The organism is Psychrobacter sp. APC 3281 (assembly GCF_030407815.1).
Lineage (GTDB): Bacteria > Pseudomonadota > Gammaproteobacteria > Pseudomonadales > Moraxellaceae > Psychrobacter.
This window is the reverse complement of the sequence record NZ_JASDCS010000001.1, coordinates 93,914-118,830: the sequence shown is the minus strand read 5'-3', so window position 1 is coordinate 118,830 and position 24,917 is coordinate 93,914. Positions and strand designations below refer to the sequence as shown.

Annotated in this window: 26 protein-coding genes and 1 pseudogene; 16 read left to right on the top strand and 11 right to left on the bottom strand. The window is 42.2% G+C overall.

The genetic code is table 11. The annotated features are described in order from the left end of the window. Positions 1–270: 270 nt before the first annotated feature. Together QL886_RS00515 and dld are read right to left on the bottom strand one after the other, a co-directional pair. The gene (locus QL886_RS00515; protein WP_101205849.1) at positions 271–1,953 is read right to left on the bottom strand and encodes an NAD-dependent malic enzyme; all 1,683 of its coding nucleotides are present in this window, start codon (positions 1,951–1,953) and stop codon (positions 271–273) included. Positions 1,954–2,263: 310 nt separating this feature from the next. Next, on the bottom strand, positions 2,264–4,072 hold the full coding sequence (dld, locus tag QL886_RS00510) for a D-lactate dehydrogenase (protein WP_290177286.1): 1,809 nt from the start codon (positions 4,070–4,072) through the stop codon (positions 2,264–2,266). A 271-nt stretch (positions 4,073–4,343) separates the two neighbouring features. Here dld and QL886_RS00505 point away from each other — a divergent pair, with 271 nt between their 5' ends. Together QL886_RS00505 and QL886_RS00500 are read left to right on the top strand one after the other, a co-directional pair. Next, positions 4,344–5,249: a LysR family transcriptional regulator gene (locus tag QL886_RS00505; RefSeq protein ID WP_290177285.1), complete on the top strand. Its 906-nt coding sequence runs from the start codon at positions 4,344–4,346 to the stop codon at positions 5,247–5,249. Positions 5,250–5,791: 542 nt separating this feature from the next. Next, positions 5,792–6,688, top strand: a complete 897-nt coding sequence (locus QL886_RS00500; protein WP_290177284.1) for a 3-hydroxyacyl-CoA dehydrogenase — start codon at positions 5,792–5,794, stop codon at positions 6,686–6,688. Between the two features lie 164 nt (positions 6,689–6,852). On the opposite strand, the gene QL886_RS00495 is transcribed toward QL886_RS00500, so the two are convergent. Together QL886_RS00495 and QL886_RS00490 are read right to left on the bottom strand one after the other, a co-directional pair. Beyond that, positions 6,853–7,098 carry a hypothetical protein gene (locus QL886_RS00495; RefSeq protein WP_290177283.1) on the bottom strand — a complete coding sequence of 82 codons (246 nt, stop codon included), beginning with the start codon at positions 7,096–7,098 and terminating at the stop codon, positions 6,853–6,855. A gap of 233 nt (positions 7,099–7,331) precedes the next feature. Next, the gene (locus tag QL886_RS00490) at positions 7,332–7,583 is read right to left on the bottom strand and encodes a hypothetical protein (protein WP_191115314.1); all 252 of its coding nucleotides are present in this window, start codon (positions 7,581–7,583) and stop codon (positions 7,332–7,334) included. Between the two features lie 364 nt (positions 7,584–7,947). Between QL886_RS00490 and pqqA the strand changes: the two genes are divergently transcribed. The 6 genes from pqqA (at position 7,948) to QL886_RS00460 (ending at position 12,320) form a co-directional block, all read left to right on the top strand. Then, the gene (pqqA, locus tag QL886_RS00485; protein WP_082894360.1) at positions 7,948–8,022 is read left to right on the top strand and encodes a pyrroloquinoline quinone precursor peptide PqqA; all 75 of its coding nucleotides are present in this window, start codon (positions 7,948–7,950) and stop codon (positions 8,020–8,022) included. Positions 8,023–8,093: 71 nt separating this feature from the next. Then, the gene (pqqB, locus tag QL886_RS00480; RefSeq protein ID WP_290177282.1) at positions 8,094–9,005 is read left to right on the top strand and encodes a pyrroloquinoline quinone biosynthesis protein PqqB; all 912 of its coding nucleotides are present in this window, start codon (positions 8,094–8,096) and stop codon (positions 9,003–9,005) included. Positions 9,006–9,047: 42 nt separating this feature from the next. After that, positions 9,048–9,806 (top strand): pyrroloquinoline-quinone synthase PqqC, encoded by a 759-nt coding sequence (pqqC, locus tag QL886_RS00475; protein WP_290177281.1) that lies wholly within the window; start codon positions 9,048–9,050, stop codon positions 9,804–9,806. Then, a complete protein-coding gene (gene pqqD, locus QL886_RS00470; RefSeq protein WP_057760106.1) occupies positions 9,803–10,099 on the top strand; it encodes a pyrroloquinoline quinone biosynthesis peptide chaperone PqqD in 297 nt (98 codons plus the stop codon). The genes pqqC and pqqD overlap by 4 nt, the downstream gene beginning before the upstream one ends. Beyond that, positions 10,096–11,268 carry a pyrroloquinoline quinone biosynthesis protein PqqE gene (pqqE, locus tag QL886_RS00465; protein WP_290177280.1) on the top strand — a complete coding sequence of 391 codons (1,173 nt, stop codon included), beginning with the start codon at positions 10,096–10,098 and terminating at the stop codon, positions 11,266–11,268. Before pqqD ends, pqqE begins: the two co-directional genes overlap by 4 nt. Further along, on the top strand, positions 11,265–12,320 hold the full coding sequence (locus tag QL886_RS00460) for a dipeptidase (protein WP_290177279.1): 1,056 nt from the start codon (positions 11,265–11,267) through the stop codon (positions 12,318–12,320). The genes pqqE and QL886_RS00460 overlap by 4 nt, the downstream gene beginning before the upstream one ends. 129 nt (positions 12,321–12,449) lie before the next feature. On the opposite strand, the gene QL886_RS00455 is transcribed toward QL886_RS00460, so the two are convergent. Continuing rightward, positions 12,450–13,364 carry a LysR family transcriptional regulator gene (locus QL886_RS00455; RefSeq protein ID WP_238070080.1) on the bottom strand — a complete coding sequence of 305 codons (915 nt, stop codon included), beginning with the start codon at positions 13,362–13,364 and terminating at the stop codon, positions 12,450–12,452. 175 nt (positions 13,365–13,539) lie between these two features. Between QL886_RS00455 and QL886_RS00450 the strand changes: the two genes are divergently transcribed. The 3 genes from QL886_RS00450 to QL886_RS00440 all read left to right on the top strand — a co-directional run bounded on the left by QL886_RS00450 (position 13,540) and on the right by QL886_RS00440 (position 16,036). Continuing rightward, entirely contained in the window at positions 13,540–14,514 is a 975-nt protein-coding gene (locus tag QL886_RS00450) for a hypothetical protein (RefSeq protein WP_290177278.1), read from the top strand. Between the two features lie 303 nt (positions 14,515–14,817). Further along, positions 14,818–15,474, top strand: a complete 657-nt coding sequence (gene nfsB / locus QL886_RS00445; RefSeq protein WP_194365297.1) for an oxygen-insensitive NAD(P)H nitroreductase — start codon at positions 14,818–14,820, stop codon at positions 15,472–15,474. A 172-nt stretch (positions 15,475–15,646) separates the two neighbouring features. Next, positions 15,647–16,036 carry an ester cyclase gene (locus tag QL886_RS00440; RefSeq protein ID WP_290177277.1) on the top strand — a complete coding sequence of 130 codons (390 nt, stop codon included), beginning with the start codon at positions 15,647–15,649 and terminating at the stop codon, positions 16,034–16,036. A gap of 114 nt (positions 16,037–16,150) precedes the next feature. Here the strand turns inward: QL886_RS00440 and QL886_RS00435 are convergent, their stop codons facing one another. Then, the gene (locus tag QL886_RS00435; RefSeq protein ID WP_290177276.1) at positions 16,151–17,044 is read right to left on the bottom strand and encodes a LysR family transcriptional regulator; all 894 of its coding nucleotides are present in this window, start codon (positions 17,042–17,044) and stop codon (positions 16,151–16,153) included. A 147-nt stretch (positions 17,045–17,191) separates the two neighbouring features. Between QL886_RS00435 and QL886_RS00430 the strand changes: the two genes are divergently transcribed. Beyond that, complete coding sequence (locus QL886_RS00430; RefSeq protein ID WP_290177275.1) at positions 17,192–18,067, top strand: MBL fold metallo-hydrolase; 876 nt, start codon at positions 17,192–17,194, stop codon at positions 18,065–18,067. Between the two features lie 119 nt (positions 18,068–18,186). Here QL886_RS00430 and QL886_RS00425 read toward each other — a convergent pair whose 3' ends face one another. Beyond that, on the bottom strand, positions 18,187–18,774 hold the full coding sequence (locus QL886_RS00425) for a 2-hydroxychromene-2-carboxylate isomerase (RefSeq protein ID WP_290177274.1): 588 nt from the start codon (positions 18,772–18,774) through the stop codon (positions 18,187–18,189). A 63-nt stretch (positions 18,775–18,837) separates the two neighbouring features. Further along, positions 18,838–19,566 (bottom strand): SDR family oxidoreductase, encoded by a 729-nt coding sequence (locus QL886_RS00420; RefSeq protein WP_290177273.1) that lies wholly within the window; start codon positions 19,564–19,566, stop codon positions 18,838–18,840. A 102-nt stretch (positions 19,567–19,668) separates the two neighbouring features. On the opposite strand from QL886_RS00420, the gene QL886_RS00415 reads away from it, so the two are divergent. The 4 genes and pseudogenes from QL886_RS00415 to QL886_RS00405 all read left to right on the top strand — a co-directional run bounded on the left by QL886_RS00415 (position 19,669) and on the right by QL886_RS00405 (position 21,969). Next, on the top strand, positions 19,669–20,142 hold the full coding sequence (locus QL886_RS00415; protein WP_290177272.1) for a helix-turn-helix domain-containing protein: 474 nt from the start codon (positions 19,669–19,671) through the stop codon (positions 20,140–20,142). Between the two features lie 229 nt (positions 20,143–20,371). Beyond that, positions 20,372–20,536 (top strand): annotated as a pseudogene (locus QL886_RS12995) (TetR/AcrR family transcriptional regulator); the annotation flags it as partial. Positions 20,537–20,653: 117 nt separating this feature from the next. Further along, positions 20,654–20,914, top strand: coding sequence for a hypothetical protein (locus tag QL886_RS00410; protein ID WP_290177271.1), 261 nt, complete (start codon positions 20,654–20,656; stop codon positions 20,912–20,914). Next, a complete protein-coding gene (locus QL886_RS00405) occupies positions 20,911–21,969 on the top strand; it encodes an alcohol dehydrogenase family protein (protein WP_290177270.1) in 1,059 nt (352 codons plus the stop codon). Before QL886_RS00410 ends, QL886_RS00405 begins: the two co-directional genes overlap by 4 nt. 166 nt (positions 21,970–22,135) lie before the next feature. On the opposite strand, the gene QL886_RS00400 is transcribed toward QL886_RS00405, so the two are convergent. From QL886_RS00400 to QL886_RS00390, 3 genes are all read right to left on the bottom strand, one after another. Next, a complete protein-coding gene (locus QL886_RS00400) occupies positions 22,136–22,441 on the bottom strand; it encodes a putative quinol monooxygenase (protein WP_290177269.1) in 306 nt (101 codons plus the stop codon). 99 nt (positions 22,442–22,540) lie between these two features. After that, positions 22,541–23,590: a zinc-binding alcohol dehydrogenase family protein gene (locus QL886_RS00395; RefSeq protein ID WP_290177458.1), complete on the bottom strand. Its 1,050-nt coding sequence runs from the start codon at positions 23,588–23,590 to the stop codon at positions 22,541–22,543. A 289-nt stretch (positions 23,591–23,879) separates the two neighbouring features. Continuing rightward, positions 23,880–24,743, bottom strand: a complete 864-nt coding sequence (locus tag QL886_RS00390) for an SDR family NAD(P)-dependent oxidoreductase (protein ID WP_290177268.1) — start codon at positions 24,741–24,743, stop codon at positions 23,880–23,882. Positions 24,744–24,917: the final 174 nt, after the last annotated feature.

Sequence of the window (24,917 nt, the reverse complement as noted above, 5' to 3'; positions counted from 1 at the left end):
GGTTTTTTTACGTTTAAGAAGAAATAGGCAGGGCTAGTAAGGAATAACAAGGGTATATCTTGGTTACTTTTGACGGTATCGACCAATACCGCCAAATAAGATACCGTCAAAATCATGGACTTACACATAACTAAAACAAGCTAAGCGACCATACAGATCTTATAGTTTTATATAACTACATAGATAAAAAAATCACCCTAACTTTTCAAGTTAAGGTGATTTTTTATGGTGTTTGCAATATTGATAATAGCTAACTATCTAATCTCTAACCTAGAAAGAAGTCCGGCGATAGTTACGATATTCAGGTAACCAAAAGTTCGCTTTTAATCGGCGTTGTAAATTTTCCGATGTGATAGGTAGTGCTAGCTTATCTTGAGCCGCTTGCAATGCCACTGCATATGCTATTTTTTCACTGATCTCTCTGATAACTTTGATCGGCGGTAGGATGGCACCAGGTGCTTTTTCGTATTCCATTGATATATCTGCAAGGGCTTGGCTTGCTGCCGTTAGCATATTATCGCTGATACCTGTCGCACGTGCTGCTAAAACACCTAGACCAATACCAGGGAAAATATAGCTGTTATTACACTGAGAAACCTCAAAAGACTGACCGTTATAAGTGGTATGAGGAAACGGACTACCCGTCGCAACAATGGCCTTACCTTTACTCCAATTCATGACTTCTTGCGGTGTTGCCTCCACACGAGACGTTGGATTTGAAAGTGGTAGTACAATTGGGTGCTCAGTATTAGCACATAGCGATTCGATCACTTCTTGGGTGAACAGACCTTTTTGTCCGCTAACACCAAATAATACGGTGATTTTTGCTTGTTTAACCACTTGCGCTAAGCCGAGTTTTTTACTTTTATCCCAGCTGGCAATAGCTGATTCTTTTTGTACTAACGGTTCTTGGAATTTTTGCAGCTCTGTCATGCCATCTGTTAGCAAGCCATAACGGTCAACCATGAACACTTGACTACGAGCTTGCTCTTCAGTCAATCCTTCACGCTGCATTTGGCGAATAATATGCTCAGCAATACCGCAACCTGCAGACCCTGCGCCTAAAAATGCGATATTCTGTTGGCTAAGTTTTTGACCTTTATTTAGACACGCTGCAATCAGAGTACCAACCGATACCGCAGCAGTCCCTTGAATATCATCATTAAAGCAGCATAGCTGATCACGATATTTATTCAATAAAGGGGTCGCGTTTTCCTGAGCAAAATCTTCAAATTGCAATAACACTTCTGGCCAACGGCGCTTAACGGCTTGAATAAATAAGTCCACAAATTCATTATATTCATCGCCAGAGATGCGCGGATTTCTCCAGCCCATATACATAGGATCATCAAGCAACTGTTGGTTATTGGTGCCGACATCCAGCAAAATAGGTAGACAGTAAGCTGGGCTAATACCACCACAAGCCGTGTATAAAGACAACTTACCGATTGGAATACCCATACCGCCAATACCCTGATCCCCTAGGCCCAAGATACGTTCACCGTCAGTAACAACGATCACTTTGACGTTTTGTTTGGTGGCATTTTGTAGCATGTCGTCAATTTTGTGACGCTCAGGATATGAGATAAACAAACCACGTTTACGACGATAAATTTGCGAGAATTTTTCACACGCCTGACCAACGGTTGGGGTATAAATGAGCGGCATGACTTCTTCGATATGCTGCTCAATTAGATGATGAAATAAGGTTTCATTGGTATCTTGGATGTTACGCAAGTAAATATGCTTATCCATCGCATCAGTGAATGAGCTTAGTTGATGATAAGCACGTAATGATTGCTCCTCAATCGTTTCAATATTGTGAGGTAATAATCCAGTTAAATTAAAGCTACTACGTTCTTCTGATGAAAAAGCACTACCTTTATTCAGTAAAGGTGTCTCTAAGAGAGCGGGTCCAGCAACAGGAATATATAAAGGACGCTTGTTTGACATAATGTAATCTTCTTATTAAAGGCATATGAGTGAAAGCCATACTGAGTGAAAGCTATGCTAGTGCTGCATTATACATAGCATCGACTGGTATTTAACAATAGATAACAAAATCATTTTGAATAAATGTGCTTCTGAACTCGAGGCTGCTGATACATTTACCGAGAAATAATAAAAAAGCACTACCAATCGGCAGTGCTTCTGAGGATGTATTGAACAATTTATAATAGACAAACACTGAACTATTCAGCAACTTAGCTACTGATAAATAATCAGCCCACGGCCAGTTTTAAATATCAGTTATAGAGTTCAGTTATAAACAACACGAGCAATTGCGTTTGGTTTTCGACATTTTACCAATACCCGGATTAAAGGTATTGGTTGGGTCCAAGCTTTTATAAAAGTTCTGCAAATCAGGTTCTGCTTCGTATAGATGTCCGACATTATGCTCAGCAGGATATTTGGCTCCGCGTGCGCTCAGTAGCTCTAACATCATCTTTTTAACAAGATGTGCATCACTACCCTTCTTCAGAATATAGTCTTGATGAAATACATAACAAAAGAAGTGTCCGTAATACAGCTTCTTTTCTAAGTGTTGTTCAATGTCTTCAGGTAACGTTTCGAGCCATTCTAATTCGTTACGTGGTATAGCAATATCCAATGCCAATATATCGCCGACGTCTTTTTCATGTATCACTTCATAACGTAATGCAGCACCTGCAGCGGCAAAGCGATGTAAAAAGGCGCTTTCTGATTCTTCTTGACTACATTCAAAATAGTTACCCGTATTTGAAGCGTCGAAAAACACCTTCAGAAAATCCTGTGCTTCTGCTATGCCGTCATCACTCATTTTTAAGATGAGATGATGCTCATATTGGTCGCGATACTCTAGCATTCGCTTCGGTAAATGCTTTGGAAATATATTGGCGATGAACTGCATGACTTTGTCAGTGAAATGCTTTGGCATCCATGACCATTTATGGAATTTTGCATCCATAGCGCCTTTGATAGAAAACAATCTAGGTAAGGCGTTGGTACCGAGATGCTTAATACTCAGGAACGTGTCTTTTCCGTATTTAGCAGATACATCAAATATATCACGATGCATGTACTCACACACTTCAGGGATATTATCGAAGCTCGATAATATTTTCCTTCTGAGCTGTGCAAGCTCACTCACACTGTTGGTGCCTATATAAAAGGTTTTCTCTTTTACAGCGGTTGGATAGGTATCAAGACGCACTGCAAATACCGCCAGCTTGCCAGCGCAGCCGCTTGCTTCATACAGTCTTCGCTTATCCGCATTGAAACGACTTGGCGTACTTGCATTAACGTCTTTGACTCTGGCGATATATTCTTTGTCAGATGCCATCTTACCAGTATCAGGTAATGCTCTTTTATCAAAATTACCTGTTTGTAAGTTAGTGAGTATTTCTTCTGGAGTATCTCCCAACTCTACATCTAGGTGATTAACCAATACTAGCTGACCGTGCTTGTCTATTTGGGCAAACAATGCCAGCTCGGTATAAGCAGGACCTCTTTTAACCAGTGCCCCACCTGAATTATTAGAGACACCGCCAATGATAGATGCACCTAACGTCGATGAACCGATGACCGAGTGAGGTGCTCTATTTACGGCTTTAAGCTGACTTTGCAACTGGTGCAACGTGGCGCCAGGTAAGCTAATCACTTGCTCGTTATCATTCACCAAATACAACTGATTCATTGCAAGGGTATTAATCACAACCACTGGTCTATCGTAGTCATTACCGCTCGGGGTTGAGCCTTCAGTCAGTCCCGTTTTTGCTGCTTGCATGATAATAATACAGTCGCCTTCCACACATATCTCTAAGCTACGCCAAATCTCCAGCAGTGTTTGCGGAAACAAAACAGCCAAAGCATTGCCGCCACCAGAGCGCCACCCCATTCTATAGTGTTCGTTTTTTTCTGGATCGGTCTGTACATTGCCGGCTCCCAGTAAATGGGTTAGCTTGTCTAACACTTGCTCAGGATGAAGTGTGTCTTGGTCTTGATGTGCTATATTTAATGAGAAAAGGTTTGATGAGGTTCTATTTGATGATGGCATATGACGCTCTTTATTTGGTGATTGTGTGTCACTCATGACGCTAAAGGCCCTTGAAAACCAAAGATATAAATGGCAGCCATGACGATGATCCCGCAGAACAACACATAATAGATGGTAGGTAAAATAGTGATTAGAACCTTTCAAGCCGCCATGCACAGTAATTGCTCATCAGTGTATCGATTAAATATTCAAAATTCCCTAAAATATTCTACGCCTTGTCGATACATTTATATATTGCATCAAAGGACAATGTTATTTTCTCTTTTTGCTATAATCCAAAACGTATTACACCAATTGGGGAACAAGTATGGGCAAAGCTGACGATATGGTTTTATTCGTCCAAGTGGTTGATGAAGGGTCATTTTCTCGGGTCGCTGAAAAGCTGTCATTAACGAATTCAGTGGTAAGCAAACGTATTGCAAGATTAGAAGAAAGCTTAAATGCACAGCTACTGTATAGGACAACCAGAAAGTTAAGCTTAACCGATGCAGGAAGGACGCTTTATAACAAAGCTAAAATCGCTAAATTTGCCTTTCAGGAAGCTGAAAATGCCGTTACAGGCTATGGTGAGGACATGAAAGGTAACATACGTATAACCATGCCAGCGGTCTCTGCAAATCTAATATTAAGCAAATCTATTGCCGAATTCTGTAAACAACACCCAGAAATATCAGTAGATTTACAGATTACCAATCGATTGGTTGATTTGATAGAAGAAGGATTTGATCTGGCGATAAGGACAGCAGAGCTTGAAGACTCATCACTCATTGCAAGACGCCTTATAGATAGCCAGTGGGTCATATGTGCGACACCAGACTATTTAGAGCGACACGGTACACCTCAAACCCCTGAACAATTACGGAGTCATGAGTGTTTGGTCTATAGGTTTGATCATACGGCGAATGGTATATGGCCGCTATACATAGATGGCACGGAGCAATTGCTTCCTGTACAGGGGCAGTTTCATAGCAATCATCTTAATGCGATTAAACAAGCGACTCTCAGCGACCTAGGTATCGCCTTTTTACCACAAGCACTTGTTTATGAAGAAATGCAGCAAAACACGCTCACTCAGATTTTGCAGCGCTTTACACGAAAGAAAATGGGTATGTATGCGGTTTACCCCAAGGCGCGGCAACCGGACCAAAAGTTGAAACTGCTTGTATCGCATTTGCGAGAATCATTACATCAAAAACAGGCTTACTACTGCTAATAACCTTTAGACAGGTCAATAGGCTTGTCCACTCTAGCTACTTCTCCGCTAATGCAATCCTTACGCGCATGGCACAGTTGGAAAATGGCGCGTGATACAGGTGTAAACCTTCGAATGTGGCAACGGATTTATACGTAAGAATAATAATAGTGATAATAGCCTTCATTATATGTTGAATACGTTAAATGCGATTTTCATCGTACATCACTGCTTACGTCCTCCTTTACAACCTCGTCGACAATATTTTGACATCAACAGTCATTAAAAATGTCAATATGATATTAAACTAGCCTTCAGTTATCGTAAAATCATTAGGTGTGAAGCTAGTAATATTATTATTAAGTTATTGAATTATTTAACAATATAAGAAGTCAAGTAGTATAAACTTATCTGATACTTGCATAGCGATATTTTTAGGTTCTCTTAAATGTTTTTATAAAAATGAAGGTTGAATAATAGGGTAAAACAATCTAATAATAGGTCTATAAGTTCTAGACATTTATCTAGCAACTTATATCCACTACTATTAGGAAATAAATACAATGACGTATAAAAATGTAACTGTCGCGGGAAGCGGCATCCTAGGCTATCAGATTGCTTTTCAAGCCGCATTTCATGGTTTTAATGTCAGTGTCTATGACATCAATGATGAGGTTTTAGAAAAAGCAAAGTCAAAATTTCAATTGATGTGCAAGGCCTTTAGAAAGGATTTGAGAGCAACTCAAGAGCAGCTGGATAAGGCTTTTGATAATCTCAGCTACACCTCAGATTTAGCAGAAGCGGTCAAAGATGCTGACCTAATGATTGAGGCCATACCCGAAATTCCTGAAATTAAAATCGAATTTTATGAAAAACTTGCCAAACTAGCGCCAGAGAAAACCATCTTTGCGACCAATACCTCAACCTTACTTCCTAGCCAGTTTGCAGAATCAACGGGACGACCTGCGAAGTTTTTAGCGCTACACTTTGCCAATAAAATTTGGATGCATAATGTCGCCGAAATCATGGGACATCCTGGGACAGATCCTAAAGTATTTGATGAGGTTGTTGCTTTTGCTACTGCCATCGGTATGGTGGCAATGCCGCTGGATAAGGAGCAACCCGGCTATATCATGAACAGTTTGTTGGCGCCTTTTATAGATGCAGCTTTGCAATTGGTTGCAAAAGAAGTTGCCGATCCACATACGATAGATAAAACGTGGATGATAGTAACTGGCGCGCCGTCAGGCCCCTTTGCCATATTGGACACTATCGGTATCAACACTGCCTACAACATCACAAAACTATCTGCTGAAAAAACTCAAAATCCTGTGAGGTTCAAGGCTGCTCAATATTTAAAAGAGCAATTAATCGATCAAAACAAATTAGGATTCGCGACTGGTGAAGGTTTCTACACTTATCCAAACCCAGCCTTTATGCAGCCTGATTTTTTGAAATAATAAATAGCTTTCAAACTGGCTCTAAAACACAAAAGGCCATTCAAGCTGTATATTACATCGCTTGAATGGCCTTGTCAGTCGCGCATTTTATCTAACTAAATATCTTAATATTAGGGTTTGCTTTCGGCGATAACTATCCAAACCTATCTAAGTTATGTTGTTCACTAAAAAGAAAAGTCATATCGCGTCAATGCAACGATCCCAATTGGCACTGCATATTTCCAAGGCATACCGCCCGTACAATAGAACTGGCCATCTTCAAAAGCCACAATGCGAGATGTGAAGTCATTACCTACCTGATCTTCTATAGCGTTCTCATCACTCTCGTCACTGACAGCACACCATATACTTTGATGACCATCCTCAAGCATTGAACGAGTTAGTTCGCTTCCAACAATTACCGTATCCATGTTGTTACTCCTATTCAATGACAATGATTAGTAAGCTAAACAAGCGGTTTTGTAACAGCAATCGCTTGAGCATCTTCGAACCTGTTTTATCTATCGTTGCAAAATATTGGTGGTTAGACAGATGAGCTTATAAATAGATAGTACAGAAGTTGTAGACAGATGGTAGATTTTCATGCATAGGCTGTAAAACTAATCTGTATGTAGAACGTAACAGTCATTATATTGATAATGAGTTATAGCCCTACATCATCATGAGTAAGTGCCACTCTCTTTACTGAGACAGCGTACTCCCATAGATCACCTTTATCACAAACGAACTGGTCATTATTAAAGGCTACAATAGGAACCAATAATTCGTAGTAACCATTATCTATGGTTGCTATAGCATAATCATCGCTAACGTTGCTGACAGCGCACCATACATAGTTGCTGACATTTTCCAAGATTGCTTTGGTTAACTCACTGCCTTGTAATTCAGCAATCATCTTCAGGCTCCAGTATCTATCAAGTTAATCTATTACTTTATAGATAAATTCGGTTTTTGCAATATATCTGTATAACTCATAAGTTCTCGAAATACGCTTAACTCACTTCGAGCAGATTTTTTATAGTTATAATTTATACTCAAACTATTCAAAGATATTTTTAATCTTATGCTCGATATACTGTCTTTTCGGTATGATAAATAGGCTTTCATTTGTGCTATAAAAGACTGCTTAATCGATGCTCGTTAACGCTTTACTAACATCTAAGAAATTGACAGCGGGGGGCAGCTTATACTACCCTTTATCACTCATTCACTTTATTAATCTTACTTCTTAAATAGTAAGATCGTTCCGGAGTAATCCCATGCAGTGGACCAAACCAGCTTTTCAAGACATTCGTATCGGTTTCGAAGTGACTATGTATTTCGAAGCACGCTAAAACTTATTAGCACTCAATCCATTAAAAGCCCTAGATGATTAGGGCTTTTATTTTTTTGGAAATATTGATTTATGTATATTCACGTTTTAGGCTCAGCTGCTGGTGGTGGTTTCCCGCAGTGGAACTGTAACTGCGATAATTGCCACGGTGTGCGTCAAGGCACGATTCAGGCAAAGACCCGTACCCAATCTTCGATAGCCATATCAGAAAATGGTGTGGATTGGATCTTATTCAACGCGTCCCCTGATATCCGCCAACAATTATTTGAGTTCAAGGCAGCACAGCCAGCACGTCAATTGAGAGATACCGGCATCACCAATGTGGTCTTGATGGACAGTCAGCTTGACCATACGACGGGGCTATTGACCCTGCGTGAAGGTTGTCCAATTCCTGTTTGGTGTACTGACATGGTCTATCAAGATCTAACGACAGGATTTCCTCTCTTTAACATGTTGAAGCACTGGAATGGCGGCTTGCAATATAATCAAATTGATCCAGAAAAGACGTTTAAGATTGAAGGATTTGACAATTTAGAATTGACGCCTTTAGTGATTAGAAGCTCTGCACCGCCCTACTCTCCGCATCGCAATGACCCTCATGATGGCGACAATATTGCCCTGATTGTAAAAGACTTGAAAACACAAAAACAACTCTTTTATGCGCCAGGTCTCGGTAAAATTGACGATCAAGTGATGCAGATCATGAAAAGCTCTGATTGCGTAATGATTGACGGTACGCTATGGACGGACAATGAAATGCAAGAGTGCGGTGTCGGTACGAAAACCGGCCAAGACATGGGGCATTTACATATTAGTGGTGAAGATGGCTCGCTGCATTATCTAGACCAGCTCGATAACGCTCATAAGGTGCTGATCCATATCAATAATACCAATCCGATATTGAATGAACAGTCTGAACATGCTGCGACATTAAAACAACATGGTGTTGAAGTAGCATTTGATGGTATGCAGATTGAGCTTTAAGACAAACGGTAAGGCAAAGATAGCAATCGTAAGGTGAGAACAATGCAAGAAGAAAACACAGCGCTAAGCCCAGAAGCGTTTGAACAAGCGATTATGGCAAAAGGTCAGTATTATCATATCCACCATCCTTTTCATATCATGATGCATGAAGGCAAAGCGACCCAGCAGCAAATCCAAGCGTGGGTCGCCAACCGTTTTTATTATCAAATCAACATTCCACTAAAAGATGCGGCCATTATGGCAAACTGTCCTGATCAGCGCGTACGTCAAGAATGGATTCAACGCATGATTGATCAAGATGGCGTATATCCTGACGGCGGTGGTCGTGAAGCATGGTTAGGTCTGGCAGAAGCAGTTGGTTTGACCCGTGAGCAGGTGATTTCTGAAGAGCTGGTGCTACCGGGTGTGCGTTTTGCCGTGGATGCTTATGTGAACTTTGCGCGGCGTAGCTCATGGCGAGAAGCCGCTAGTAGCTCACTGACCGAGCTGTTTGCCCCGCAAATTCACCAGTCACGTTTAGAGTCGTGGCCCAAGCATTACCCTTGGATTAAGGAAGAAGGGTACACTTACTTCCGCTCGCGCTTGAGTCAAGCTCGCCGTGATGTTGAGCATGGTCTGACCATCACCTTAGACTCGTTCAAAACAGCCGAGCAGCAAGAACGCATGCTTGAGATATTACAATTTAAACTCGATATTTTGTGGACGATCTTGGATGCCTTGAGCTTGGCCTATGTGCATAATCAAGCCCCTTATCAAAGCGTTACCACTGACAATGTCTGGCATAAAGGATTGTTTAAATGAGTATACCTGCTAGTTTACCTGAGCTGGATCAATCCATCGTACCGGTATGGCGTCACGGTTATCGTTTTCAATTTGAGCCAGCACAAAACGCCTATGTCTTACTGTACCCTGAAGGTATGATTAAGCTCAATGACAGTGCGAGCATCATTGGGCAACATATTGATGGTCAAGCGTCCATTGCTGATATTATCCAAAAGGTACAAGCTATGTTTGGTGATATTCCCGAAATCGAACAAGACATCATTGAATATATGCTGGTCGCCCAGCGTGAACATTGGATTGATTTAGTATGACTGCGCCAGTCGGGCTACCGCTATGGCTGCTTGCTGAGCTGACCTATCGCTGCCCCTTACAATGCCCTTATTGCTCAAACCCCATTGATTATGCTCAGTATAAAGAGGAGCTAACGACGCAAGAATGGTTTGATGTATTTGATCAGGCGCGGCAAATGGGCGCGGTGCAGCTTGGTTTTTCTGGCGGTGAACCACTGGTTCGTCAAGACCTAGAAGAACTGGTCGCTTATGCGCATAATCAAGGTTTTTATACTAACTTAATCACGTCGGGTATGGGATTGACTGAAGCTCGGATTGCGCGTTTAAAAGAAGCAGGTCTTCAGCATATTCAAATTAGCTTTCAAGCCAGTGATCCAACGGTCAACAATGCCTTGGCAGGTTCAAAACATGCCTTTGAGCAAAAGTATGAGATGTCACGTCTGGTCAAACAGTACGATTACCCGATGGTACTTAACTTTGTCATTCATCGGCAAAACATCGATCAGATTGACCAGATTATTGACCTCTGCTTAGAGCTTGAAGCCGACACGGTCGAGCTGGCTATTTGTCAGTTTTATGGTTGGGCGTTTGAGAACATCGAGGGTTTGCTACCAACCAAAGCGCAAGTGGTCCGAGCTGAACGCATTACCAATGAATACCGTAAGCAGATTGAAGAACGTGGTATCAAATGCAAACTTATTTTTGTGGTGCCTGATTATTATGAAGAACGTCCAAAGCCCTGTATGGATGGCTGGGGCAAGATTTTCTTAACAGTGGCACCAGACGGTACAGCCCTGCCTTGCCATGCTGCCAGACAGATGCCAATACAGTTTCCCAATGTACGACATACACCACTGTCGGATATTTGGTATGAATCTGCGAGCTTCAATCAGTTTCGCGGTGACGATTGGATGCCCGATATCTGCCAAAGCTGCCCAGATAAAGAGCGCGATTATGGCGGCTGCCGTTGCCAAGCGTTTATGCTAACTGGGGATGCCAAAAACGCCGATCCTGTCTGTGGCAAATCGCCTTATCACTACCTGATTGAGGAGGCACGTATCAACAGCGAGACGCCTGTACCTTTTGAAGAACTGCGCTTTCGCAATCCAAAAAATTCTAAGTCACTGAGCAATAAACAGCTGAATAAAGACAAACTGATTCCTACTCGTATGGTGACAGGTGAAATATGAATGCTAATACTAAGCCTGTGATATTTGATGGACATAACGATCTATTGACTCGCCTTTGGCTAAGTTCAGCTGCCGATCCGGTACATGATTTCATTTATGGTACGTTACCGGGACATTTGGATTTACAACGCTGCAAAGACGCGAATTGGATGGGCGGATTATTTTCTATTTTCTTGCCGCCCTACGCTTATGTGAAAAACAACCATCCTGACAAATTAGCCGACCCATCACATTCAGATTTTACTCCGCAAGAAATCGTCGATATCTGCTGTGAGCAATTGAAACTGGCTCAGCAACTAGAGGCAAGATCTGACGGTCAGATTCAGATTTGCACCTCGTTAGAACAAATTCAGGCCTGTCAGCAGAATAAGCAACTGGGCATTGTATTGCATTTGGAAGGTGCTGAGTTTTTAGCCATACAGCCTGACCTACTGGATGTATTTTATGAGGCAGGACTCAGAAGTATTGGACCACTGTGGAATAGAAAGAGCCTCTTCGGTGATGGCTTAAATGCATCCTTTCCGCACTCTCCAGATACAGGATCTGGTTTGACCACGCAAGGCAAAGATCTTATTTTGGCATGTCGTGACAAGCAGATGCTGATCGATGTGTCACATATGAATGAGCGTGCTTTTTGGGATACGCTAGAGATTGCCAATCAGCCCATTGTCGCGACACATTCAAATGCTCACGCTTTATGTCAGCAAGCACGGAACTTAACTGATCAGCAGCTGGCTGCTATTAAACAAAGCGATGGTATGGTTGGAATGAATTTCGATGTGGCGTTTCTTCGTGCAGATGGACAACGTAATACGCAAACCTCGCTTGATGTGATTGTCGACCATCTTGATTATTTGATCGACCATCTAGGCGAAGATCACGTTGGTTTTGGATCTGATTTTGATGGTTGTCTACTACCTGATGAGTTATCTGATATCAGTCAAATCTCTATGCTGATTGAGCGAATGCAACAACGTCACTTCTCAAACCAACTTATTGAAAAGGTGACGTCAAAAAACTGGTTTACGGTGCTTGATAAGGTATGGCAATAATCATAATAATCAAGCAATTACTGTCTAGGGACTACTGTCTTGCTCGTCTGATTAAACATACCTCATGTAGAGAATTTAAATGTTAACTATCTTAAAACTGATTAAATAGGGTCATCATTAGTTTTCGTTTTACCTTAATACCTGCTCTACCCGTTCAATCAAGTATTCTTTGACCGCATTAAACAATGGATCGATTAAGCGCCGTTCTGGACAAATCAAATATAGTGGATAGTTGGCCACTTGCCAGCCGTCCAACTCCACCTCAACCAGTCTCCCTGCCTTTAAATCGCCGGCGATATCTAACTGAGACTTTAATGCGATGCCTTTACCCGCCACTGCCCAGCGGCGTACAACGTCACCGTCTTTACTTCTGCGATTGCCATCCACGGCCACACGTTTAGTCTTTCCCGCTTTCTCAAAAGTCCACTCGCTCAAATACTTTTCATCATGACCCAAACGTAAGCAATTATGCTGCGATAAATCTTCCGGCATTTTTGGGATACCAATATCCTTATCAATTTTGCTCAAATACTCCTTTGACGCACACAATATAGGACGATTATTCAACACTATGGGTAATGCGACCAGTGACGAATCTTTGGGTGCGCCGTAACGTAGTGCCAAATCAATCTGCTGACCGTACAAGTCCACATAGCTGTCAGACATATGTAGCTGCACCGTCACTTTTGGGTGAATGTCTATAAAATCGTCCAACCAAGGCAAAATTAGGTTTCGACCCAAATCTGATGATGCCGACAGCCGAATTGTACCCGTCAGCTCAGCATCATTGTCATGTAGTCCTGCATAAGCATTGTCTAAGATAGCCACCGCATCTCGGCAATGCTTTAAATATTGTTCACCCTTGCTAGTTAAACGCAGCCTACGAGTAGAGCGAACAAACAACACCGTCTCAATTTCCGCTTCTAATCGCTTGACCGCTGCACTCACAACGGCAGGCGATAGATCTAAGTGCCGAGCACAGGCAGATAGGCTACCCAAGCGAGCGGTCTCAATAAAAATACGTAGATCCTGCAAATTTTTCATCGTCATGCCTTCGTTCAATTAGCGTCTAACTTAGCAACCACCATCGCTTGCTGCTGCTAGCCTCATCATTATATAAAAATTATTGAAACTGTTTCTCTAAACCTGCTGATTATCAAAATCATTAATTATAGTAGCATGCACCTATAAGGTTTACTCACACATTTGGAGAGACACGATGGATACTATAATACGGCCTACGAGCACACAGGATACTCAACACCATAGCCACCATGATGGAGATAATCAACAGAGCGCACTACAGCAAGCACGCAACTTACCACTACCTTCAAAATCAGACATGCTTAGACGTGCACCATCGGTAGAGCGTTTCTGGCATCAAAACAGCCAGTTACTAGAGCAAGCATGGGCAGAGTGGGAAACCACTGAGCATGACTTGCCTGTACTTGATGACTCATTATTTGATCCAACTCTACGTGATGCAGTGACGCAAGCATGGCGCACTCCTTCTACGGAGACGGCTGTTAAAAATTTATGGCAAGAGATACTACCTGACGTATATCAGGGGCAACTCTTTGACCCAGCACAACTATCAACACTGCGCCGTTATTTGCAAGCAATCGCAGACGCTAACATTCCCATACGTCCTCCTTATGGTATTGCATTGAACAGTAATGGGGCCATGCTAGATGCACGCTCGCTAGGCTATCTGGCCACCCCTAATTTTCAGGCGTTTTATCATAGAGTCATGAATCAATATATGCGCCCTATCGCTCGGCTATTATTTGCCAATGTTTATGGCTATGACACTCAGACTTTTGGGTTCTCTATTCAATACCAGCCTACAGGCGACACGTCGCTACAACTTCATACTGATGCTTCAGCGGTGACTATGAATATTAACCTAAATCTGCCAAGCGAAGACTTTACTGGATCAGAAGTTGACTTTGTCGATCGCCATTTAGGGCAAACCAAACGTGCCATCTTTAAACCTGGCATGGCGATTATTCATAGAGGCTCGGTGCCGCACGCCGCACATCCAATCACCAGTGGCAAACGTACCAATATGGTGCTTTGGCTATATGGCGATAATATGCAAGTACCACGAGGAGTTGGGCTTAATAGTCGTATTGATGCCACTCAACGTTGGACTGCTACGCATAGTCAGCCTGATAATTTCGCGCCGTTTTAAGATGAGCTTATGCGTTTAATGGATTTATCAATTGATAAAGCACCTTCATTATACGTCCTAATATAGCTAATAAATGACCTTTAGACAGATTAGAAACGCCATATTCTCAAAATAATATTGAAAGTGTTTTCTCTTGTAGCTAGTGGTTCTAATGTATGAACTTTACTATTATGGGTCATCACTAGGACGGGCCAATCATTCAACTTATCTATGCACGAATAAGGGTTGAGTGGCACCATTTGTTAATCCGTTTGTATTACCAGCTTACTAAAAAACTGAAACTTACTTTACTTAAGGACAATCATGAAAACCATTAATGAAGCACTAAACTGGCGTTACAGCACCAAAGTATTTGATGCCAATAAAAAGATATCTGCTGAAGATTTTGAGCAGATCAAAGACATGCTACAAATGAGTCCATCAAGCACCAATATTCAACCATGGAGCTTTGTCATTGCAGATGATGACGCAGGCAAAGCACGCATTGCCAAAAGCACGCAAGGTGCCTTTCATTTTAATACACCTAAAGTCCTAGATGCCTCACACGTGGTGGTTTTCTGTACTCGTATCCATGCCGACGATGAATACATGCAGGCGGTGTTAGAAAAAGAAGATCAAGATGGTCGCTACGCTCAGCCAGAATTCAAAGCACAGATGCATCAAGGTCGCCAATTGTTCTTAGATATGCATCGATTCGATACCAAAGATGAGCCACATTGGCTTGCCAAACAGGTATATCTCAACATGGGCGGGGTACTATTGGGCAGCGCGCTTTTGGGTATTGACACCGTCCCTATGGAAGGCGTTGATTTACAGGCGCTTGATACAGAGTTCGACTTACGTAGCAAAGGATATTCTGCTGTAGCAGTGGTATCGTTTGGCTACCGCAGCGATGAAGACTTTAATGCCAAGATACCTAAATCACGCTTGAGTGAAGAGACTATTTTTATTAAGGCTTAAGCAATCACTAAGCGAAGTCTAAACATTATCAAATGGTCAATAAGCATAATTTTAGCGTTGCTATTGGCCGTTTGAGTTTCTGCTATAGATTTTCTGACGTTTTTTAATAATATTTCTTATTAATTTACTGTATTGCTTTTAAAATAAACATAAATAATAACTGGAGCCGACGATGAATTTGGCAAACAATAAAAAGAATGCTATCGCGTTCTATCAGACCGCTTACGAGGGTAATCCACAAAGAGCCGTCGCTGATTATGTGGGCGATGATTATATTCAACACAATCCCGCCGTAGCCAATGGTAAATCAGGATTTATTGAATACTTTGAACGGATGCAAGCACAGTATCCGAACAAGTCAATTGAGTTTGTACGTTGTATCGCTGAAGATGACTTAGTCTCATTGCATACCCATCAAGTCTGGCATAACGAAGATAAAACCATCGATGAATTCGTGACGATGGATTTCTTTCGATTTGATGATAGTGGGAAAATTGTTGAGCATTGGGATTCTATCCAACAAATACCCAAAGATTCTGCTAATCATCAAACCATGTATTAGTTCATATATATAGAAGCGATGACCCCTTTTATGCGTAATCAGACTATGCATAATCTACGCCTTTAATCCTTAATCATAGTAGTAACAAATACCTATTGGCTTATGAGTTTCTTGCTACCAATAAGGCGAACGCTTTATTTCTTCGGCAAGAAAATCAATAAACTTTCTTTGTAGTGGTGTCACCTGCTTTCGATTGGCATAAACTACATAAACACCTAAAGTTTTGGGTTTCCATTCAGGCAATAACTCAATAAGTTGTCCAGATGCAATCAAAGACTTGACTGCGCCAGATGGCTGTAAGCTGATCCCGTGTCCACGCAACGTGGCAGAGAGCAAGACTTCAGAGATATTGGCGCTGATATTGCCAGAGATAGGAACAGACTCTGGACCATTTGGCCCATCAAACACCCATGCCGACCGTCCAAAATACGCAAATGATAGACAGTTGTGATGTACAAGCGACTGTACATCTGCAGGTCTGCCACGCCTTTGTACATACTCAGGTGCAGCGCATACGATAGAGTGGCACTCACCGATACGTCTGGCAACGACATTTGGCTCCAAGTCATTGGTGATACGAATCGCCAAGTCAATACGAGCATCAACTAAATTGACCGAATCATCAGTGGTAAGAATATCAATTGCTGTTTGCGGCCAGTGAGAAACAAAACGACCAACCACATCCATCAAAAGGCTATCAATCAGCGAAAAGCTGGCAGTGATTCGCAGCTGACCTTTTAGCTCCAAAGTGTTTTGATTGCGTATCTGATCCAACGAGTCGGTCAATCCAAGCAACTGGTACGCCACCTCAAGAGTCTGCTCACCAGGTGCAGTGAGGCTCAGACTTCGAGTCGTGCGATGTAATAAGCGCATATCCATCCAGCTCTCAAGCTCTGTCAGATAGCGCGTTACCTTAGCTCTAGACATGTCTAAATTGTCCGCGGCACGGCTCAAGCTACCTTGTTCAACGATCGTGACAAATACCTGTAACGCGGTCAGTCTATCCATCTCTCCATCCTTATTTGCGCGAAAATTGAAACAGTAAATACCGAATTATAGCGTATTTAAACGAAATACAATCTAATATAATAGCTGCTAATAACGAATACCGCCATTAACGCGGTCTATTTACTCAAATGAAAATACAGGTAGATTATGAAAAAATTAATGACAGCTTCTATGGCGGCCAGTGTGCTACTGCTTGCAACCCAAACAAACGCAGCCGATCTACAACTACAAGCATATAAACCTGATCAAAATGCTATTTTCCCAGTGGTTTCTGTGCTGGCAAGTGGCGAGAAAGATGCTATTTTGTTCGATGCACAGTTTAGTGTCAAAGATGGTGAAGCATTGGTTGATATGATCAAAAAAAGCAATAAAGACCTAAAAATGATTTATATCACGGCAGGTGATCCAGATTACTATTTCGGTCTTCAGCCTTTAGTTAAAGCCTTCCCTAATGTGAAGGTTATGTCTAGCCCTTCTATTATTGAACACATTGAAGCGACTAAAGATGCAAAATTAAAGCATTGGGGTCCAATCCTTGGTAAACATGCGCCTACCAAGATCACAGTACCGCAAACACTTGATCAGTCTACACTGACCCTAGAAGGTCACAAAATTGAAATCAAGGAGATGGGAACCCATCAAGCATACATGTGGGTACCAGAGTCAAAAACTGTGTTCGGCGGTGTGTCAGTAACATCAGGTATGCATGTGTGGACTGCGGATACCCAAACTAAAGAAGCTCGTAGCGAGTGGATGCAATCATTGGAACAAATGAAGCAATTAGAGCCAAACCTTGTGATACCAGGTCATTATTCAGGCAACCTACTCAAAAAAGACTATGCTGTTGATTTCACTCTCAGTTATCTAAAAACCTTTGAGCAAGCACTGGATGAGGCAAAAAAGCAAGACTCTAAGCAGTCAGAAAAAGTCATTTCTACCATGGAAGCAGCTTATCCTGCGTTATCTGGGGATACTAATTTACAAATAGGCAGTAAAGTAAATACAGGTGAAATGAAGTGGTAAATACGGACTATTAGATAAAAATTATTATATTTTGCTAAATCCGTTAGCAAAATACGAGTGTCAAAGTGCTGGCGTATGAATGCTTAGTCAATCAGCATACGCCAGTACTTTTGATGACCTCAGTCTCTCAAAGCATCTTCAACAAAGCTCAACCGGTCTTGACCAAAGAACATTTCACCATTTACGAAGAAACTTGGTGCCCCAAATACGCCTCGTGCTACTGCTTCTTCGGTACTAGATTTTAAACGCGCCTTGACCTCAGGCTCACTAATACGCGCCATAAAATCAGTCGCCTCAATGCCTACTTTCGACAGAACTTCAGCCACGACTTCTGGTGATTCCATATTTAACTTTTCAGCCCATAGCCCATTAAAGACAGCTGATAAATAACTCTCAAATTTGGGTGTCCCCAAATAAGCGGTAACACCGCGCATAAGCTGCATCGTATTGACTGGGAAAAATGGATTGAAGCAAAAAGGTACGTCATAGATGGCTGAAAAACGCTTAAGGTCTTTGAGCATATAAGCGCCTTTAGCAGGTACGGCAGCTGGTGAGGTGTTACCAACGGCTTGGAACACTGCGCCAAGTAACATAGGTCGCCAAACAATTTCGGCATTGTGACGCTGCGCGATACTCGCTAACTGTGTCCATGCCAAGTAACTGGCTGGGCTACCCACATCAAAGAAAAACTCTACTTGTTTACTCATCTTTGCATTCCTTGCAATATATTGAAAATCCATTAAAATTTGACGATTACTAACCAGATAGGATTAAAAAGTTTCCATCCATGGGCGTAAATCCAGCTCATGTGTCCAGCTATCTCTTGGCTGACAGTGCAACTGCCAATACTGCTCAGCGATATGTTCTGGATTTAAGATACCGTCTTGGTCTTTTAGCTCATAACGCTCGGGAAAGTTGTCACGAATAAAATCAGTATCAATGGCGCCGTCAATGATAGGGTGTGCGACATGTATGCCCTTTGGCCCCAACTCGCGTGCCATGCTTTGTGCCAATGCCCGAAGAGCAAACTTAGCGCTAGCAAAAGCCGAAAAACCTTTACTACCGCGTAAAGACGCTGTTGCACCCGTAAAAATAATTGTCCCCCTCTCACGTGGAATCATGACTTTTGCTGCCTCTCTACCTGTCAAAAATCCAGCCAAGGTGCCCATCTCCCACACTTTTCGATAGACCCTTTCTGTCGTATCTAAGATGGAGAAATGAACGTTTGCCCCGATGTTAAACACTACTACCTCAATCGGCCCAATGTCTTTTTCAATATGAGCAAACAGCTCAACCATCTCTTGCTCGATACGCGCATCACAACCAAATGGCTTGGCCACTCCTCCAGCCGCTTCGATATCACTGACTAATGTCTCTAGCTTCTCAACAGTCCTTCTGGTCACGCACAAAGTAAAACCTTCTCGCGCAAAACGTTTGGCAACAGCACTGCCAGTGGCATCGCCTGCGCCAATTACAACTGCTACGGGTGCTCTGTTCATGTCTATTTCCTTATAGGTTCCTTTTTAGAACTAACAAAAACATAGCTTTATTTTTGAACCCTGTCAAGCTAACCTATAGCTTAAAGATAAAGGAGATAACCTATGCGCTGGGATGAACTGGACCAACAGTCTTGCTCGGTAGCTCGCACTTTAGCAGTCATTGGTGATCGTTGGACGCTCATGATTTTACGTGATTGTTTTTTGGGAGTCAGACGATTCGACGTATTTGAGCAACGCTTAGGTATTACACGCCATGTCTTATCTAACCGTCTTCGCAAACTAGTTGAATACGATATTTTAAAAAAAGTCGCCTATCAGCAGCGGCCGCTACGTGAGGAATATAGACTGACAGAGTGTGGATTAGATTTACACTCTGTCGTACTGGCATTGGTCAGTTGGGGTGATAAATACATGGCTGATGAACGCGGGGCGCCGCTGTTGCATAGACACAAGGCATGTGGTCACATTATGCACCCGGTGACAATATGCTCCAAATGCGCTGAGCCCATTACTGCACGTGATATTGAGGTTGAGATAGGACCCAAATGGATCGGTAATGATGGAGTGAGTATTTAATATAGTAGCGGTTTATTAATCACTGGAGCTATAAGTAGTATCCGCTGTTTAGAACAACTTGGCAGCTAACGTCTTTTAAAAACCCATATTAGAGATCTTTTTTTGCTTCTGACTCTGTCAGTCATTACTGGTTTAGAGCAGAAGCAACCCACACCTAGCACTACCCTTCCACCATCCAACAGGTTGCCTTGACAAAGGTAGAACGAATGCTTTACCCTTAAAGTAGAACATTCATTCTACTTATGAGGATTTTGTTATCAAAGAAGACATTGCTATCAAGCTCGAAAAGGCATTTAGCCAATACGGTTTTGCTGAACCAAGTGTGGCGCAGCTAAAGACAGCGTGTAACGTGAGCCTGCGAACACTTTACAAATACTATCCCTCTAAAGAGATGATGGTCGTTGCTGCTTTGGACTATCGCCATCAAAGATATCTCGACTTTTTGCTTAACGATTCCCCTCCCGCCGGTATAGCATCTATTCTTCATATTTTTGACAAACTCGAACAATGGATGAAAGCGTTCGCGCCACATGGCTGTATGTCTATGAATGCCGTGGCAGCTTTTCCTGACGATACAGTGATTGCCAGCTCCGTACAAAAGCACAAGCAAGAAGTTCAAGACTTTTTGGGACAACAGAGTCAGAGAGAAGATCTTGCCACAGCCATCTTTTTGTTACATGAAGGCGTTACCAGTTCATGGCCTGTACTAGGGACACATGCCATCACCTCAGCCCAAAGCACACTATCAACACTTTTAGAGGAAGATAAATGATGCAACCTATCCCAAAGATGATGAAAGGTGTCCAGCTTATCGGTCATGGTGGCCCAGAGATGCTCGAATACCGTGATGATATTGCTGTTCCTACCCCGACATCAGATGAAGTGCTAATCCGCGTCGCTGCAGCTGCGGTGAATAACACTGATATCAATACCAGAACGGCATGGTACTCGAAAGGCGATAGCAGTAGCGATGATGCCAGTTGGTCCGGCACTGCTATGAGCTTCCCTCGTATCCAAGGTGCGGATGTTTGCGGCACGATAGTAGCAGTCGGTAATAATATTAGTAGTGAACGTATTGGAGAACGGGTGCTTATTGAACCTTGTATCAATGAAATCAATGGTCAATCACTGAGCTCAGCTGGTTACTATGGCTCAGAATGTGATGGCGGATTTGCTGAATATACGGTAGTCGCTGTCAAACACGCCTATGCGGTAAATAGTACGCTCTCTGATGTCGAGTTGGCTTCGTTTCCATGTTCCTATTCCACCGCTGAGAACATGCTTACTCGAGCCAATGTCTCGTCAGGTGATAAAGTACTAATATCAGGTGCTTCAGGCGGGGTCGGATCAGCAGCAGTCCAACTAGCGAAAGCGCGCGGCGCTTATGTTATCGCCATTACCAGTCCCAGTAAAAATCAACAGTTGCTAGAGTTAGGAGCAGATCAGGTAATATCGCGCGATGACAACTTAGTCAGTATATTAGGCGACAACAGCCTTGATGTAGTGATTGATTTGGTCGCAGGAAAACAGTGGCCTGAGTTTTTACAATTGCTAAGACCAAGAGGCAGATACGCTGTATCTGGGGCGATTGGAGGCGCGTTGGTTGAGCTAGATATCAGAACACTTTATTTAAAAGACTTAACCTTTTACGGTTGTACTGTACTACAGCCTGAAGTATTCCAAAACCTTGTTAACTGTATCGAACAACGTAAAATAAATCCAATCGTGGCGTGTACCTTTCCATTAAAAGAGATACATACTGCTCAAGCGGTTTTCTTAGAAAAGAAACATGTCGGTAAAATCGTTTTGAACGTTGCTCAAGAATAATCATCGTTCAATAGCAAATAAATAACGTATAAATGGCTTTGAATATTTTATTCAAAGCCATTTATATCTAAATCAATAGCTACTATTTTGAAGTATAAAAGTCAATCTTATCAGTCATAACTTTCAACCATTCATTTTATTGTTAGCAGCAGAATATAGATTAAACCTATGAGATAACTGTCATTTCAGTAACGACAAATTCATCGGCCATCCCATCTGTTACTTGTACATAGTTTTGGAAATGCGGCCTTTGTACATGTTGCTGAAGACACTCGTTGTTTTCCCAAATCTCATAAACCACGAAACCGTTACTATTTGCATTTTCTTGATGCAAGTCATATTGGATACAACCTTGATCATCTTGTGATGCTGCTGTCAGTTTAAGCAGCTCAGTTTTAACTTGTTCAACGTGCTCAGGTTTGGCTTTGATAGTGGCGACGATGGTAAGTGGTTTGTTTGCTTGCGTGCTCATCTATTTATCCTATGTTTATTATTATCATTGACTTAAATAGGTCCAACGTGTTTGCTAAAAGCGTCACATTGGACCTATTAATCTAAATGGAGTTATGCGTTATGTAGACCAGCCTTCTAATACAATCTTGCCATGCGCTTGCTGTTTTTCTAGCATTTGATGCGCACTACGTAGATGTTCAGCGGTGATAGCCCCAAGATTGTGAGCGACCGTGGTTTTGATCTCACCTGCATCAATCAATTTTGCCACCGCATTTAATAAATGATGCTGTTCAATCATGTCTGGCGTATTGAACATTGAGCGTGCAAACATAAACTCCCAATGCAGACTTAAGCTTTTGGTTTTAAGCGGGTTGGCATCTAATGATTTTGGATCATCAATCAGTCCAAGCTTACCCTGCGGCTTTAAGCATTTAATGATTTCTTCATAATGATCTTCAGTGTTATTGAGACTTACCACGTAGTCTACTTCAGCAATACCTGTTTTTTGTAGTTCATCAGACAATGGGTTGCGGTGATTGATGACATGATCAGCACCCAAATCCTTGAGCCACTGCACGCTCTCATCTCTCGAAGCCGTACCAATAATCGTGGCCGACGTTCTTGTTTTTAATAACTGAGTTAAGATAGATCCAACACCGCCCGCTGCGCCAATGACCAATACTGAGACGTTATTAGCATTCTCACTACTACCGCTGACATTCGCTTTGCTATCAGAGACAGGCACTTGTAAACGGTCAAATAACATCTCCCAAGCTGTAATCGTCGTGAGTGGTAATGCCGCTGCCTCAGCGAAAGACAAAGAGGCTGGCATGTGTCCAACGATACGCTCATCGACCAACTGATATTCAGCATTGCTGCCTGAACGGGTCAAATCTCCAGCATAATAGACGTTGTCGCCTACTGAGAATAAACTGACGTCTTTACCGACAGCCGTCACAGTACCAGCAGCATCCCAACCAATAACAGCATACTCACCCTCTGCGGCAGGTCGCCCTTCACGGATTTTATAATCTACTGGATTGACTGATATGGCTTTCACTTCCACGAGAATATCGCGGCCTGAAGCAACTGGTTTATTAAGGGTAATATCTTGTAGCGATTGTTCGTTATCGATAGGTAGATTGTTTTGATAACCAATGGCTTTGATAGTTTGCATAATATTGTGTCCTGTTTTTAATGAGCAAGTTTTTAATAATAAAATTTGAGAATGTAGTTAGGGCGTGTCTTCAATTCACTCGATAGCTATCTAAACGGGCTAAAAACAGCTAAATTTTGCCAAACATCGTCAAATCGCTGGTTAATATCCCGATATTATCTGCACTATTTTCCTCGTTTGACGGCAGCTTATCTCATTTTTATCACCATTTTTGAAATGAAGACACGCCCTAGTAATGGTTTAATTGTTTGAAATTTATTAATGCTGCTAAATATAAGTCTTATGCAAAAATTGACTGCAATACTGTCTGAGTCTGCTGCTCAAGCTCTGCAATGGCTGCTTGGTTTAGAGCATCAGCATGTGGTCGACCAAACGCTCCTCTTGCATCGCCATGTGCGCCATCTTTTATATCGTTATCAAAGTATTTACCAGTATCATCAGCGAACTCATCCGAGATGGCCAATGCAGCTAGGATATTTGCGCCCTTGCCCGCTGATGACCAATGCTGACCATACGCTTCGTTAGCCATTTTTGTGTTCAGTAGCGAACCTGGGTTGACGGCGATGACATTGATATCGTTGCTAGCGACGGTGTCAGCTAATGCCATACTCCACATCGTGAGTGCTAGCTTACTTTGGGCATAAGCATCCTTATCATCGAGGCGGGTCTGGCCTGCAAGTGCTTGATAAGATATTGACGCTTGCGCAGCTGAGCTTAAGTTCACGATACGCGTTTTATCAGACTGCTTGAACAAAGGTAACAAAGCATTGGTCAGCTCATAAGGCGCTAGATAATTGACTACGAAACGTACATCCAAACCGTCTTTAGTCAATGCTGATGCCGTGGTATAAATCCCTGCGTTATTTATGAGCACATCGAGCTTTGGCAGTTTTTCATTGACGTCTGCTGCCATCTTTAGCACATCCGTTAAATCAGAAAAATCAGCCACAAACCCATCAATATTATCTACTGCTGCGCCTGTCGCGACTGCTTGAACTTCTGCAATGACGCTAGCAAGCTTGTCAGCATCGCGGCCATGCAAGTACACTTGGTGTCCAGCTTCTGCCAGTTTTAGCGCTGCCAATTTGCCAATGCCATCTGTGCTGCCAGTGATTAAAATTGTTTTAGTTGTATTCAGAGTCATAAACCGCCCTTATTGTTTGAATTATTGTTTCAGTTTTGGATACCTGTTCTATTTTATCCATCGTGATAGCGCCCATTGTAATGAAAGTGTTGTGCTTCAAACAGTACCCATCACCTAAAACACTTTCAATATAATTTTGAAAGTGAGTTATATTTAAGAGGTTATTTAGAGCAT